The 14,588-nt window shown below is 41.5% G+C and carries 12 protein-coding genes; 4 read left to right on the forward strand and 8 right to left on the reverse strand.

All coding sequences use genetic code 11. The annotated features are described in order from the left end of the window. Positions 1–706: 706 nt before the first annotated feature. The 5 genes from lysS to xerD form a co-directional block, all read right to left on the reverse strand. Positions 707–2,221, reverse strand: coding sequence for a lysine--tRNA ligase (gene lysS / locus KDJ85_RS07645; RefSeq protein ID WP_225819143.1), 1,515 nt, complete (start codon positions 2,219–2,221; stop codon positions 707–709). 7 nt (positions 2,222–2,228) lie between these two features. Beyond that, positions 2,229–3,330 (reverse strand): peptide chain release factor 2 gene (prfB, locus tag KDJ85_RS07650; RefSeq protein WP_206082641.1). Its coding sequence is split into 2 segments (ribosomal slippage): positions 2,229–3,251 and positions 3,253–3,330, totalling 1,101 coding nucleotides; the frame shifts between segments, so codons are not numbered across the junction. Between the two features lie 126 nt (positions 3,331–3,456). Continuing rightward, complete coding sequence (gene recJ, locus KDJ85_RS07655; protein WP_225819144.1) at positions 3,457–5,190, reverse strand: single-stranded-DNA-specific exonuclease RecJ; 1,734 nt, start codon at positions 5,188–5,190, stop codon at positions 3,457–3,459. A gap of 9 nt (positions 5,191–5,199) precedes the next feature. After that, positions 5,200–5,904: a bifunctional protein-disulfide isomerase/oxidoreductase DsbC gene (gene dsbC / locus KDJ85_RS07660; protein ID WP_225819145.1), complete on the reverse strand. Its 705-nt coding sequence runs from the start codon at positions 5,902–5,904 to the stop codon at positions 5,200–5,202. Positions 5,905–5,921: 17 nt separating this feature from the next. Further along, the gene (gene xerD, locus KDJ85_RS07665; protein WP_225819146.1) at positions 5,922–6,824 is read right to left on the reverse strand and encodes a site-specific tyrosine recombinase XerD; all 903 of its coding nucleotides are present in this window, start codon (positions 6,822–6,824) and stop codon (positions 5,922–5,924) included. Positions 6,825–6,941: 117 nt separating this feature from the next. On the opposite strand from xerD, the gene fldB reads away from it, so the two are divergent. Next, positions 6,942–7,460: a flavodoxin FldB gene (gene fldB / locus KDJ85_RS07670; RefSeq protein WP_225819147.1), complete on the forward strand. Its 519-nt coding sequence runs from the start codon at positions 6,942–6,944 to the stop codon at positions 7,458–7,460. 55 nt (positions 7,461–7,515) lie between these two features. Here fldB and KDJ85_RS07675 read toward each other — a convergent pair whose 3' ends face one another. Together KDJ85_RS07675 and sdhE are read right to left on the reverse strand one after the other, a co-directional pair. Then, positions 7,516–7,926 (reverse strand): protein YgfX, encoded by a 411-nt coding sequence (locus tag KDJ85_RS07675; RefSeq protein ID WP_225819148.1) that lies wholly within the window; start codon positions 7,924–7,926, stop codon positions 7,516–7,518. Continuing rightward, a complete protein-coding gene (sdhE, locus tag KDJ85_RS07680; protein ID WP_206082647.1) occupies positions 7,907–8,173 on the reverse strand; it encodes an FAD assembly factor SdhE in 267 nt (88 codons plus the stop codon). The genes KDJ85_RS07675 and sdhE overlap by 20 nt, the downstream gene beginning before the upstream one ends. A 250-nt stretch (positions 8,174–8,423) precedes the next feature. Here sdhE and ygfZ point away from each other — a divergent pair, with 250 nt between their 5' ends. The 3 genes from ygfZ (at position 8,424) to KDJ85_RS07695 (ending at position 11,130) form a co-directional block, all read left to right on the forward strand. Beyond that, on the forward strand, positions 8,424–9,410 hold the full coding sequence (gene ygfZ, locus KDJ85_RS07685; RefSeq protein ID WP_225819149.1) for a tRNA-modifying protein YgfZ: 987 nt from the start codon (positions 8,424–8,426) through the stop codon (positions 9,408–9,410). 11 nt (positions 9,411–9,421) lie between these two features. Then, positions 9,422–10,042, forward strand: a complete 621-nt coding sequence (locus tag KDJ85_RS07690) for an HD domain-containing protein (protein WP_225819150.1) — start codon at positions 9,422–9,424, stop codon at positions 10,040–10,042. A 191-nt stretch (positions 10,043–10,233) separates the two neighbouring features. After that, complete coding sequence (locus KDJ85_RS07695; protein ID WP_225819151.1) at positions 10,234–11,130, forward strand: YncE family protein; 897 nt, start codon at positions 10,234–10,236, stop codon at positions 11,128–11,130. 99 nt (positions 11,131–11,229) lie between these two features. Here the strand turns inward: KDJ85_RS07695 and gcvP are convergent, their stop codons facing one another. Continuing rightward, positions 11,230–14,106 carry an aminomethyl-transferring glycine dehydrogenase gene (gene gcvP, locus KDJ85_RS07700; RefSeq protein ID WP_225819152.1) on the reverse strand — a complete coding sequence of 959 codons (2,877 nt, stop codon included), beginning with the start codon at positions 14,104–14,106 and terminating at the stop codon, positions 11,230–11,232. Positions 14,107–14,588: the final 482 nt, after the last annotated feature.

Raw genomic sequence — 14,588 nt, forward strand, 5'->3', positions numbered from 1 at the left:
ATTAAAATAATTTTAGTTTTAAACTTATTTTATCGCTACCCTTTGGTAACTGTTATGAGCTTATTCTTATTAATACACCAAATCAGTCATAAATTAACACCTTTAAGGTGCTATTTAATTATATTGTGTTATCCAAATATTATTTTACTAGTTTATGTAACCATAAACATAACAGTTCAATAACACAAAACCTGGATTCTTTTTTATCTTACTATTGTAACACTTACTAACAAATAAATAGTTTTCGCTACACAAAAAAAGTGTTTTAACCTTTTTCACAATCTTTATGCTGCTTTAAACGCATTTTGATGCAACCACTTTACTTCAAATAAGTAACTTCCCTTAGACTTCATTTATAAAAAATGACAGCGAACAATAAATTTCAGGCACTCTCAATGGTTTATGCTGTAAAACTCAACATACACCGTACACAGTACTTGCGTAAGTATACCAACTCTTTGGAATAATTACTTATACTAAATTGATACTATTCGTAACTCAAATTTATTTTTAACATTATTATATAGACTACTTTTTGCTAATTAGCGAACATAAAAGCAAAAATACGTTGGCATATATTATGTTGATATTAAATTGATAGATTTAAAGACTCATAGATATGTAGAATAAAAAGAAAGGGAAGTTTGACACTATATAAGCGTAAGATAATGTGCCCAGTATTATCTGGGCACAAAAATAACATTGATTATTTTGTTGGACGTAGTGCAGGGAATAAAATAACATCACGAATAGTATGACTGTTAGTGAATAACATCACCATACGGTCTATACCAATACCAAGACCTGCAGTTGGCGGTAAACCATGTTCTAAAGCAGTAACATAGTCTTCGTCATAGAACATTGCTTCATCATCACCTTCGTCTTTTTGACGAACTTGCTCAGCAAAACGTTCTGCTTGGTCTTCTGCATCATTTAATTCTGAGAAACCATTACCAATTTCACGACCACCAATAAAGAATTCAAAACGGTCAGTAATAAATGGATTGTCATCATTACGACGCGCTAAAGGTGAAACCTCAGCAGGGTATTCAGTGATAAATGTTGGTTGAATTAAGTGGCTTTCAGCGACTTCCTCAAAGATTTCACACTGGACACGACCTAAGCCCCAACTTTTCTCAATCTTAATGCCTAATGATTTTGCAATCGCAACGGCTTTATCCATATCGTCTAAATCAGCCACATTAGTTTCTGGGCGATATTTACAGATAGCTTGCTTCATGGTCAATTTAGTGAACGGCTGACCAAAATCAAACTGCTGATCACCGTACTGAACGACTGTGTTGCCTAACACTTTTTGTGTCAGTGTACGGAATAAATCTTCCGTTAATTCAATCAAATCACGGTAATCTGCATACGCCATATAGAGTTCCATCATAGTGAACTCAGGGTTATGACGAGGCGATAAACCTTCATTACGGAAGTTACGGTTAATTTCAAAAACGCGTTCGAAACCACCGACCACTAACCGTTTTAAATACAGTTCTGGTGCGATACGCAAATACATATCGATATCTAACGCATTATGGTGCGTGATAAATGGACGTGCTGATGCACCACCTGGAATAACCTGCATCATTGGGGTTTCCACTTCCATAAAATCACGACCAACCATGAAGTTACGGACTTCAGCCAAGATTTTAGAGCGCACAATGAAGGTGTTACGCGATTCATCATTTGCAATCAAATCCAAATAACGCTGACGATAACGTGTTTCTTGGTCTGATAAACCGTGAAATTTATCTGGCAATGGACGCAAGGCTTTGGTTAACAACCGTACTTCATGACAATGAACAGTGAGTTCACCCGTTTTCGTTTTGAATAAACGCCCTTTCGCACCTAAAATGTCACCCAAGTCCCATTTTTTGAACTGTTCGTTATAAACGCCTTCCGCTAAGTCATCACGTGATACGTAGATTTGAATACGGCCACCAACATCTTGCAATGTTGCAAATGAAGCTTTACCCATGATACGGCGCGTCATCATACGACCCGCGATAGAGACTTCAATATTCAAGTCTTCCAGCTCTTCCGATGACTTTTCACCATACTGAGCATGAATTTTGTCTGAAAGATCTTCACGACGAAAATCATTTGGGAATGGAATTCCTTTTTCACGCAACGCCGCAAGTTTTTCTTTACGGGTTTTAAGTTCGTTATTCAAATCGGGAGCCTGTTCTGCACCCTGTTGCTCTTGAGACATTTTTCCCTCACAGGCCAGCTTTTAAACTAGCTTCAATGAATTTATCCAAATCACCATCCAGTACGGCTTGCGTGTTACGCGTTTCCACACCAGTACGTAAATCTTTTATTCTTGCATCATCAAGGACATAAGAACGAATCTGGCTTCCCCAGCCAATATCTGATTTGTTCTCTTCCATCGCTTGCTTGTCCGCATTTTTCTTTTGCATTTCCAGTTCATATAGCTTCGCTTTTAACTGGCGCATTGCTTGGTCTTTATTTTTATGCTGCGAACGGTCATTCTGGCACTGTGTCACAATATTCGTTGGAATATGAGTGATACGTACCGCTGATTCCGTTTTGTTTACGTGCTGACCCCCCGCACCTGAAGCGCGGTACACATCAATACGTAAGTCCGCTGGGTTAATTTCGATATCGATATCGTCATCAACTTCAGGGTAAATAAAGGCTGAGCTAAACGAAGTATGACGACGCCCGCCCGAGTCAAACGGACTCTTACGAACTAAACGGTGAACCCCTGTCTCTGTTCTTAACCAGCCGTAAGCGTAGTCACCAATAATTTTCACTGTCGCTGATTTTAGACCCGCGACATCACCATCAGACTCTTCAATAATCTCGGTTTTAAAGCCCTTCGACTCCGCCCAACGCAAGTACATACGTAATAACATACTTGCCCAATCCTGAGCTTCTGTACCACCAGAACCCGCTTGTAAATCGATATAGCAATCAGCGCTGTCGTATTCACCCGAAAACATGCGGCGAAATTCCAATTGCTCTAATTTGCCTTGCAGTAATTCAAGCTCCGCCCCTGCTTCATTGAAAGTATCTTCATCGTCAGCCTCAACAGCCAACTCCAATAAGCCTTCAACATCTTCAAGACCTTGTGTTAGTTGATCGATTGTTTCAACTATCGCCTCAAGAGATGAACGTTCTTTACCAAGAGCTTGCGCTCTTTCTGGCTCATTCCAAACATCGGGCTGCTCTAGCTCTGCGTTGACTTCTTCTAAGCGTTCTTTCTTGGCATCATAGTCAAAGATACCCCCTCAGAACCGATGTCCGATCAGACAGGTCCTGAATCTTACTTTTTACTGGGTTTATTTCAAACGTCATTTTCAATATCTTATGGTTGGTCAAAATAATTTTTATTTACAAACCAGCTAGTATAACGGAATTTATCTCAGGTTTATAGCACCCTAAAACGCTATTTCATCCCATACTTATCGATAATATTTATGTTTAATCAGGCCAAATATGCTCAACCATTAATTGTACGCTTCTTTGCCCTCGATATTCATTTACATCGAGTTTAAACGCTATTTTAGCTTTCTTAATGCTGTTATCTGGCCATCTACGCACATCAATGTTAAACATAATTGCATCCAGCATTGGCCCACCATTTGCAGGTTCTACCATCAGCTTAAGGTGACGCTCTCCCACTAGCCGTTGCTGTAATAATAAAAAGTGTCCGTCAAATACGGGTTCGGGGAATGATTGCCCCCATGGCCCACTTTCACGAATTAATTCTGCGGTTTCTAGGCAAAACTCGTTGCGAGACAGCTCACCATCGCTCCAAACAACACCCGCTAATTGTTCTGGTTTAATGAGATCCCCCATTAAACGCTCAAAATGATGCTTAAAATCCTCAAATTTACTTTCGTCTAAAGTCAAACCCGCAGCCATCGCATGGCCACCAAACTTTTGCATTAATCCAGGTTGCAAGGTATTTAAACGTTCAAGAGCATCACGCATATGAACACCTTGAACTGAACGCCCAGAACCTTTAAGTACGCCATCCCCTGCAGGAGCAAATGCAATCACAGGCCGATGATATTGCTCTTTAATTCGAGATGCTAAAATCCCAACAACCCCTTGGTGCCACTCAGGGTGATAAATGGCAAGGCCATTGGGTAGTTGATTATCACTGTACTCAAATTTGTTAAAAAGCGCCGACGCTTCGTGCTGCATTCCCTGTTCAATTTCACGACGAGTTTGATTTAACCCGTCTAATTCGTTAGCAAGCTCCCTCGCATAAGCCATATCATCAGTTAGCAGTAATTCAATACTCACTGACATATCATCCAGCCGACCCGCCGCATTTAACCGTGGGCCAAGGGCAAAACCAAAATCATTGGCAACGAGCCTTGGTAAATCACGCTTTGACACCTCAACAAGTGCCTTAATACCTGCGCAGCAACGTCCTGCTCTAACACGGTTTAATCCTTGGTGAACCAGTATCCGATTGTTGGTATCAAGAGGCACCACATCCGCCACTGTGCCTAATGCCACCAAATCAAGATATTCGGCTAAATTAGGTTCGCTTAACCCTTGCTGGATAAACCATTCTTTTTGTCGTAAATGTGCACGCAGTGCTGACATTAAATAAAATGTCACCCCAACGCCTGCTAATGATTTTGAGCCAAAGTGACACTCATTGAGGTTTGGATTAATAATCGCGTCGGCTTCAGGCAGCGTTTCTCCTGGCAAATGGTGATCGGTAATAATGACATTAATCCCATATTGCTTTGCAACGACTACACCTTCATGAGATGAAATACCATTATCCACGGTGATAATTAAATTTGCCCCCCGCTTATGTGCTTCTTCAACCACTAGCGGTGTTAGGCCATAACCATTTTCAAAACGATTCGGTACGATATAATTTAAATTGGCATAACCCATCGATTTTAATGCACGAATAGCCAGTGCTGTACTTGTTGCACCGTCCGCATCAAAATCCCCTACAATGGTAATGGATTCGTGCTCAGTTAGTGCTCGGTAAAGTAAGGCAAGTGCATTCTCAATGCCTGATAGCGAACGATAATCCAGCAAATTTGTGGCTTTACGCTCCAGCTGAGCCATATCCGTAATACCGCGATGCAAGTAAATACGCTGCAATAACTCAGGGAGCCCTGGAAGTTGAGCAGACTCACCATCAACGTGCCGTTGTCGTAAAAAAGTTTCTACATTCACAATAATTAACTATTTTTCGTCGAGTAATTGAATAAGTGCATCAGGTTTTAGGAAGCCAGGTAACATTTGACCATTAGGTAAAATAATCGCAGGGGTGCCAGTCACTTTAAATAAGTTAGCTACACTCATATGCTTACTTAGATCAATTTTACAGCTATCTATCATAGCGACTTCTTCACCTTTAAACGCCTGTGTTAACGCATTTTGTGGTAAGCCATTACACCAAATAGATGCCATCTTTTTACCTACATCACTTTGAACACCTTGACGAGGGTAAGCAAGGTAACGCACCGTCACACCTTTACTATTGAGTTCGCCGACAGTTTCATGGAGCTTTTTACAATATCCACAACTAATATCAGTGAAGACAGTGACCACGTATTTTTCTTGTGGTGCTTTAAAATAAATCATTTCATTTTTAAGGGCTTCAACCTTTTTCATTAGCGGCTGGTTACTAATATTCACTGGATTTTTTCCACTCATATCGTAAATTGGCCCTTGAAGTAGATACTTACCATCGTCCGTGATATAGACGACACCTGTTGCCGTCTCAACCACATTGAGCCCAACGATAGGTGAAGGTTTAATTGACTCCACCGTCATATCGTATTTTGCCAACGTATCGCGAATGACTTTCTCTTCCGTTGCACTGTATGCGTTCGCAGTAATCGCAGCAAAACAAGCAGCCGCCAGTAATAACAATTTGCGTTTCATTAATAATCCTTTAATTGTCATCCTCTTGGATGATGTTGCTCATGCAGCGCGCGTAATCGTTCAGTCGCAACATGAGTATAAATTTGCGTTGTTGATAAATCGCTGTGGCCTAATAACATCTGTACGACACGTAAGTCTGCCCCATGGTTCAATAAATGGGTTGCAAAGGCATGTCTCAGGACGTGAGGCGAGAGCGATTCTGCATCAATTTGTGCCAGCACCGCGTAGTACTTTATTCGATGCCAAAATGTCTGCCGGGTCATTTTTGTTCCACGTTTACTCGGAAACAAGATATCGCTAGTTTTACCCTTTAATAAATCAGGGCGACCTTCATCAATATATTTTTCCAGCCAATATATTGCCTCTTCCCCCAAAGGAATCAATCTTTCTTTATCGCCTTTACCGACAACACGAATGACGCCTTGGCGCAAACTAATGTCAGAAAACGTTAAACCAATCAGCTCAGAAACACGTAAACCGCAGGCATATAAAACCTCTAGCATGGCTTTATCCCGCAATTCTAGAGAGTCTTCTGTTGCAGGCGCATTTAATAAATCGTCGACTTGTTGTTCACTGAGGTCTTTTGGTAATCGCTGCGGTATTTTAGGTGCTGCAATGACAGCTGAAGGATCATCCCCTCGCAACTTTTCTCGATATAAGTATTGAAATAGACGACGCATCGCACTTAATAAACGAGCTGAGCTAGCGGCCTTATAACCACCATCAATACGTTCAGCGAGAAAAGATTGCAAATCAATTGATTGAACACTTTCTAAATGTAAATGATGCGCATCAAGCCATCTATCTAGCGATTGAAGATCATTACGATACGATGCTAATGTGTTTTCCGCTAAATCTTGTTCAAGCCAGATTGTATCAAGAAATTGCTCAATTAATGGATTAAGGTGTTTTGTTTCCACAGCTAATTCGTTTCCTTTGAATAATACCACACGATTCTATTATGCCTGAAAGGGGGTGCTTCTGTTACAATACCCCTCTTGTCATCAAAACCATAGCTGGACGTAGTAATAATATATATGAAAATAGGTCTTTTTTACGGTTCTAGCACCTGTTATACCGAAATAGTTGCTGAAAAAATACGTGATATTCTCGGTGATGATTTCGTCACACTGCATAATGTTAATGATACTCCCCCCAGTGAAATGGAACAGTATGATATTCTAATTTTGGGAATACCCACCTGGGATTTCGGTGAAATACAGGAAGACTGGCTAGAAATTTGGGACGCGCTTCCCAACCTTAACTTAACGGGCAAAATTGTTGCTATGTACGGGTTAGGCGATCAAATAGATTATAGTGAGTGGTTCCTCGATGCATTGGGGTTGCTATACCATCAACTTAAACCGACGGGCGTGCAGTTTATCGGTTTTTGGCCAACCGAAGGATATACTTTTGATAGCCCAAAACCTTTAAACGAAACAGGCGATATGTTTGTGGGGCTTGCACTTGATGAAGTGCACCAATTTGAACAAACTGATGAACGCATTGCCCAGTGGTGCGTACAAATTTTGCAAGAAATTGAAGCGTCCCTTTAAGACGCAATTCTGGCGGTAAATATTGTTCCTACCTGACTATGGGTTGAACTCACTTTTAAATATCTGGGTATTGGAGCAATAACTGATTGAGATTCCGCCAGTTTTCTTCTGAAACTGAATCTCTGGCAACCCACAAATGAATCTTCTGCGCCTTCCCTTGCAGAGCTTCCAGTGTCAGTAATATACCATAGCGGCTCAGCCACGGCGCTTTCACGATATTCCATTCGTTTTTCTTCCATTGAACCTTATTACCGTTTACCAGCACAGCAACACCTTTTATTTTGCTGATATTTTTTTGGCTTTTAGCCCAACTAGCCACCACAACAACGAGTAATGGCAGCCAAAATACGGAATTTCCTTGTGACCATGGAGCCAATAGCAAAAGCATGCCAACGACACCATGAACACAAGTAGAAAAAAATTGTGTCTTCCATGAAATGGAGAGATTAGATTTCCACAGGACCACGATTTTTATTTTTTTCCTGAATAAGTTTGACCATACGGAACAGCTCGTCATCCTCAGGACGACCGTGATTCATTAACCAATTGAATAAGTCTGGATCCGCACACTCTAATAAACGAACAAAAATTTGTTTGTCGTGTACCGTTAAGCTATCGTACTCATACTCAAAAAAAGGCATGATTGAAATATCTAGCTCACGCATTCCACGACGACAAGCCCAATGAATTCGTGCTTTATTCTCAATATCCATTCCACTACGACCTTTTGTTGCAGTTAACTGATAAGATTGATTATTTTCAATACTCTAACAGATTATCTGCGAAGAAAACATGTCATAGACTACATTGTTGTAATTTTAGTAGTAAAATGCCGTTTTTCTACAAACAGATGATAAAAAAATCCGAGATAATGCAAGCTGCATCATAATAACTACTTGCAATGTTATCTAGCTATTTTACCATTAAGCACCTTTAATCTACCCAAGAACAACAGGTGAAATCATGACTACCCACATTGATAGTACACAGCAATTTCCCCTTGAGTCTCAGTCTTTACCACTCGTTTTGATTTCACTGGAAAACTGGGAACTTATTCATCTTTCAGGCCTCGATGCAGAAAAATATCTGCAAGGACAAGTGACTGCTGATATCGCAACACTGGGACAAGCTCATACCTTAACAGCACATTGTGACCCAAAAGGAAAAATGTGGAGCGACCTACGTTTATTTCATCATTTAGAGGGCTTTTCTTATTTGCTTAGGCGCAGTGTTGCAGACTCGCAATTGGCTGAGCTTAAAAAATACGCCGTTTTCTCCAAGGTAACTTTTGAGAAAAAAACTGAGATAAAATTACTCGGCGTTGCAGGAAAAGGGGCAAGAGAAGCACTCGCAACGTTATTTACCACGTTACCTGATGAGCAAAACCAAGTTGTCTCTGAAGGTGATGCTACGTTGTTGTATTTTTCATTACCTGCTGAACGTTTTTTAGTGTTAGCCACTGAGGACGTTGCACAAAAAATGACTGAAACATTAGGTGCTACTCAAGTCAATGATAACCAATGGCTCGCGTTAGATCTCGAAGCGGGTTTCGCAGTTATCGACCAAGAAAACAGCGCACAGCACCTGCCGCAAGCAACCAATTTGCAAGCACTTCCTCACGGGATCAGCTTTAAAAAAGGCTGCTATACTGGCCAAGAAATGGTCGCTCGAGCAAAATTCCGTGGCGCCAATAAACGTGCGATGTATTTATTAAAAGGCACGGCCACAACACTTCCCACTATTGGTGAAGGTGTCGAATGGCAATTGGGTGACAAGTGGCGTCGCACAGGAACTGTTCTTGCCGCAGTTCGCCTAGGTAATGGTGAAATTTATGTGCAAATCATTATGAATAACGATATGGAAGCCGACAGCATTTTTCGTGTGATGGCTGATGAACAAAGCCATTTAACCATTGCCGCTTTACCTTATTCATTAGAAGAAGAACATTAATTGAGGTTTTTATGTCATCTGCATTAAGTAACAAGCCCATTGAGGTGGTTAATTTTGGGGCTTTTACTGAAGTCGTCCAATTTTTAATGGAACTCGATAAACTTAAAAGTATTTATCGTAAAAATAAGCTACTCAACCGTGAACGCCATGAAAATACCGCAGAGCACAGCTGGCAATTTGCCGTTGCCGCAATGAGTTTTGCGCCTTATGTTCAAGGCGTGAATATCGAACATGCAATTAAACTGGCTCTCGTACATGATATTGTTGAAATTGATGCAGGTGATGTATTGGTTTTCGATAATGCTGCTCGTGATGCTATTCATGCAGAAGAAGTCAAAGCCGCAAACCGTATTTTTAATCTTTTACCAAGCCCACAAAATACAACATTGTTAGCACTGTGGAACGAATACGACGCATTAGAAACCCCTGAGTCGCTCTATGCGAATGCGATTGATAGAGCCATGCCAATGCTGATGAACTTACATAATCAAGGTCAAAGTTGGGTTGAAAACCATATTCGCCTCGAACAAGTACTTAGTAAATGTGATTACATTGAGCAGATACTTCCTGAGTTCTACCAACAGCTTAAACAACAATTAGAGTTTGCCCAACAAAAAGGTTGGTTGCTTTAATTAATCGGCTAAAGCGGCTTTTCTGTCGCTTTAGCCTAATCCAGAAAGCATCTCTTCACTTACCTCCTCCTTAAATAAAACTAGCCTAATTAACAGCCATTTATTTAATCAAATTAAACTATACTTAAATAAATAATTGCCTAGTAATTTATCTTTTATGCAGTTTTGATTCTCTGTCAATGAGGTTAGATATGCCAAAAGACAATAAAAATGCTTCCCCTTATTTGTTATTGCTTGATATTCATTCCCCTTCTATTGTTCAGTTCAATAAGTCAACTCATCACCTAATGCCTCTAATTGAAGGACTCGGGGGTACACCTGACGGTATTGCAGTTGATCCTGATAATCGCTTAATCTATTGGAGCAACATGGGGGATAATTTTGATGAAAATGATGGCTCAATCAATGTTATGCATTTTGATGGTAGCAATAGAAAAATGCTATTAGGCAAAGGAGCAATAAGAACCCCCAAACAATTACAACTCGATCAGCTCAATCAACGGTTATATTGGTGCGATCGTGAAGGTGGAATGGTTTGCTCCTGCAGCATTAATGGTTCTGATCTAATGACCCACATTGCAAGGCCACGAGATAAAAATGATCAAGTTGACATACTCGAACAATGTGTAGGCTTTGCCATTGATCTAAAAAACAATTGGATTTACTGGACGCAAAAAGGAACGCCTAAGGGGAACTTAGGACGCATTTTTAGAGCACCATTAAGACCCAAAAATCCGCAATCTCCAGAAAGCCGCAGTGATATTCAGTTACTCTTGGCTGATTTACCTGAGCCTATCGATTTGTTACTCGATGAAGAAGCGAATATTTTATATTGGACTGATAGAGGGGCTGAACCTGATGGTAATAGCCTAAATTGTGCCAATGTAACCCTTCACGGGCTCACGAATCACCGCGTGATCAGCCGAGGATTCAAAGAAACAATAGGCCTAACTTATGATAAATCGGCACAACTGATGTATGTCGCCGATCTCAGTGGCGGCGTTTATCAAGCTAATATAACAACGGGTGAGGTTGAAAAAATTTACCAAGGCAACAGTTATACAGGTATTGACCAATATTCTGGTTAAACGATAGAAGAATAAAAAGGCTTGCCCCAATGAAAATGAAAAAGGAAGCAAGCCTAATATTTATCTAACTAAATACATCTAGTTTACCCGATTAATCAATTACATATATTCTTCAATCGGCACACATGAACAATGTAAATGGCGGTCGCCATAAACATCATCAAGGCGTTTTACCGCTGGCCAATATTTGTTCGCTTTGGTTTGTTCCGTTGGGAATACTGCCAGCTCGCGGCTATAAGCATGTGGCCACTCACTTGCCAGTTCAGTTTGCACGTGAGGGGAATTCACTAACGGGTTATCCTCTAATGTCCATTTCCCGTCAACCACTTGGTCAATTTCATCACGTATCGCTAACATCGCATCGATAAAACGATTGATTTCCGTGATACTTTCAGACTCAGTTGGTTCAATCATCAATGTTCCCGCCACAGGGAAAGACATCGTTGGCGCATGGAAACCATAGTCAATCAAACGCTTAGCAATATCTAATTCGCTGATCCCAGTATCTTTTTTAATAGGACGCAAATCGACGATACATTCGTGAGCCACATAGCCCTCTTGCCCCGTGTACAGAATGTCATAACGACCCGCAAGGCGCTTAGCGATGTAGTTCGCATTCAAAATCGCCACTTGACTAGCCTTTCTTAAGCCATATGAGCCCATCATGCGAATATACATCCAGCTGATAGGTAAGATTGACGCACTACCAAATGGAGCAGCGGAAACTGCACCTTGGTCAGTAACCATATCTAATTCAACCACACTATGCCCAGGCACAAATGGTGCGAGATGCTTTTTCACACCGATAGGCCCCATACCGGGACCGCCACCACCATGTGGAATACAGAAAGTTTTATGTAAATTAAGGTGAGAGACATCCGCTCCAATAAAGCCCGGTGTCGTCAATCCAACCTGCGCATTCATATTGGCACCATCAAGGTACACTTGCCCACCGTGCTGATGAATGATTTCACACACTTCGCGAATGCTTTCTTCATACACACCATGCGTAGATGGATAAGTGACCATCACACAGGATAAATCATCGCTATACTGCTGGGCTTTTTCACGCAAATCCGTTAAGTCAATATTACCTTCATCATCACAACGCACCACCACGACTTCCATTCCTGCCATATGGGCAGATGCAGGGTTAGTACCGTGTGCAGAAGCAGGGATCAGACAAATATTACGCGTACCTTCATTGCGGCTTTCATGGTAACGGCGAATAGCTAACAGACCGGCATATTCCCCTTGTGCACCTGAGTTTGGCTGCATACAAACCGCATCATAGCCCGTTAATTGCACCAACCAGTGAGAGAGCTGCTCAATCATTTGGTGATATCCTTGAGCTTGATCTGCTGGACAGAATGGGTGTAGCTCGCCAAATTCTGGCCATGTAATTGGGATCATTTCTGCTGCAGCATTAAGCTTCATAGTGCAAGAACCTAGCGGGATCATGGCTTGGTTCAGCGCTAAGTCTTTGCGCTCTAAGCTATGCATATAACGCATCATTTCCGTTTCGCTGTGGTAACGGTGGAAGTTAGGGTGCGCTAAGATGTCGTCTTTACGCTGTAATGCAGTGGGGATGGCTTGTTCAATTTCAGCGACTTGCTGATCTAGCTTTTCAAAATTTAGTTTTTCGTCTGAGCCTGTGATGACTGCAAATAATTGATTGATATCTTGGCGAGTGGTTATTTCACTTAGTGTGACGCCTACAGCGCCATGAATATCGGTACGTAAATTAATTTTTGCTTTTTCTGCGCGCGCTAATACCGCAGTTTTATCTGCCACCTCAATCGCTAAAGTATCAAACCATGTTTTGTGGCGTGATACAAAACCCGCATCTGCTAACGCTTTCGCCAAAATTGACGTAAAGCGGTGGATACGCCCTGCAATCAATTTAAGCCCTTCAGGACCATGATACACCGCATACATGGCAGCAATATTAGCCAGTAATACTTGGGATGTACAAATATTCGAGTTCGCTTTTTCACGGCGAATATGCTGCTCACGGGTTTGCATTGCCATACGTAATGCCGTATTACCCGCTGCATCACGTGAAACACCAATAATACGACCTGGCATAGCCCGTTTAAATTCATCACGGCATGCAAAGAATGCTGCGTGAGGCCCACCATAGCCCATCGGTACACCAAAGCGCTGAGCAGAACCAAAAACAATATCCGCCCCTTGTTTACCTGGTGCCGTTAATAATACGAGCGCCATCATTTCTGCTGCAACGCAGCTGATAATTTGACGCTCTTTTAATTGGGCAAGCAACTCAGTGTAATCATGAACATTGCCTGTTGTGCCAACTTGTTGTAACAACGCACCAAATACGCCTTCATGATCTAAAACTTTTTCAGCACTATCGACAATAATTTCAAAGCCAAAAGTCCCTGCACGCGTGCGCACTACATCAAGCGTTTGTGGATGCACGTCATCCGCCACAAAGAAACGCTCTGCATTTTTTAATTTACTAATGCGCTTCGCCATCGCCATCGCTTCTGCCGCGGCAGTGGCTTCATCCAATAATGATGCAGAAGCAAGGTCTAACCCTGTTAGGTCAATAGTCAGTTGCTGGAAATTAAGAAGAGATTCTAAGCGGCCTTGGGATACTTCGGGTTGATATGGGGTATAAGCCGTATACCAACCTGGATTTTCCAGTAAGTTACGTAAGATAACAGGCGGCAATACAGCAGGTGCATAGCCCATCCCAATGTAGCTTTTATAGCGTTTATTCAACGATGCAATGGCTTTTAACTCAGCCAATGCTTCTTGTTCGGTGGCTCCGCCACCTACTCTTGGCGGCTCTGGAAGTAAAATGGCCTTCGGCACAATTTTATCCATTAAGTTATCGAGCGATGATGCTCCCACGGTATCTAACATGGTTTTTATTTGTTGTTCTGAAGAACCAATGTGGCGCGAGATAAATTCTGAACGGTTTTCTAATTGACTCAGTGACATCGACATATCTGTGTTCCCATCCTTTGTCTGCTATGCATAAGTTGTCGGGCGGTTATTACGGAACTTGCGAGATAACACTCAAAATCAGTGATGTGGCGGTTTATTTCTTGTTTCTTGCTTCTAACTAATTGTCTTTTTTAACGTTCTAAAATACGTTTATTCTATATAGTTTGCGTTGTGGCTAGGTAAACTCAACACACCTAACACCTCAATAAATCCTCTAAATAGTTCATCTTGTGGCTAGGCGGCAAACGAGACAATCTTGGGGAGCATACACCAGTATGTGACCCGAGTTGTCGAGTGCAGCCAACACCATCACAACAGATGTTTATCCTACCTAGTTTTCGTTGTGGCTAGGTAAACTCAACACACCTAACACCTCAATAAATCCTCTAAATAGTTCATCTTGTGGCTAGGCGGCAAACGAGACAATCTTGGGGAGCATACACCAGTATGTGACCCGAGTTGTCGAGTGCAGCCAACACCCT

The organism is Providencia vermicola (genome assembly GCF_020381325.1).
Taxonomy (GTDB): Bacteria; Pseudomonadota; Gammaproteobacteria; order Enterobacterales; family Enterobacteriaceae; genus Providencia; species Providencia vermicola.

Bases quoted from the DNA above. Each gene is read 5' to 3' on its own strand.
- lysS (WP_225819143.1), bottom strand. From the start codon at position 2,221: ATGTCTCAAGAGCAACAGGGTGCAGAACAGGCTCCCGATTTGAATAAC.
- dsbC (WP_225819145.1), bottom strand. From the start codon at position 5,904: ATGAAACGCAAATTGTTATTACTGGCGGCTGCTTGTTTTGCTGCGATT.
- fldB (WP_225819147.1), top strand. From the start codon at position 6,942: ATGAAAATAGGTCTTTTTTACGGTTCTAGCACCTGTTATACCGAAATA.
- sdhE (WP_206082647.1), bottom strand. From the start codon at position 8,173: ATGGATATTGAGAATAAAGCACGAATTCATTGGGCTTGTCGTCGTGGA.
- ygfZ (WP_225819149.1), top strand. From the start codon at position 8,424: ATGACTACCCACATTGATAGTACACAGCAATTTCCCCTTGAGTCTCAG.
- KDJ85_RS07690 (WP_225819150.1), top strand. From the start codon at position 9,422: ATGTCATCTGCATTAAGTAACAAGCCCATTGAGGTGGTTAATTTTGGG.
- KDJ85_RS07695 (WP_225819151.1), top strand. From the start codon at position 10,234: ATGCCAAAAGACAATAAAAATGCTTCCCCTTATTTGTTATTGCTTGAT.
- gcvP (WP_225819152.1), bottom strand. From the start codon at position 14,106: ATGTCGATGTCACTGAGTCAATTAGAAAACCGTTCAGAATTTATCTCG.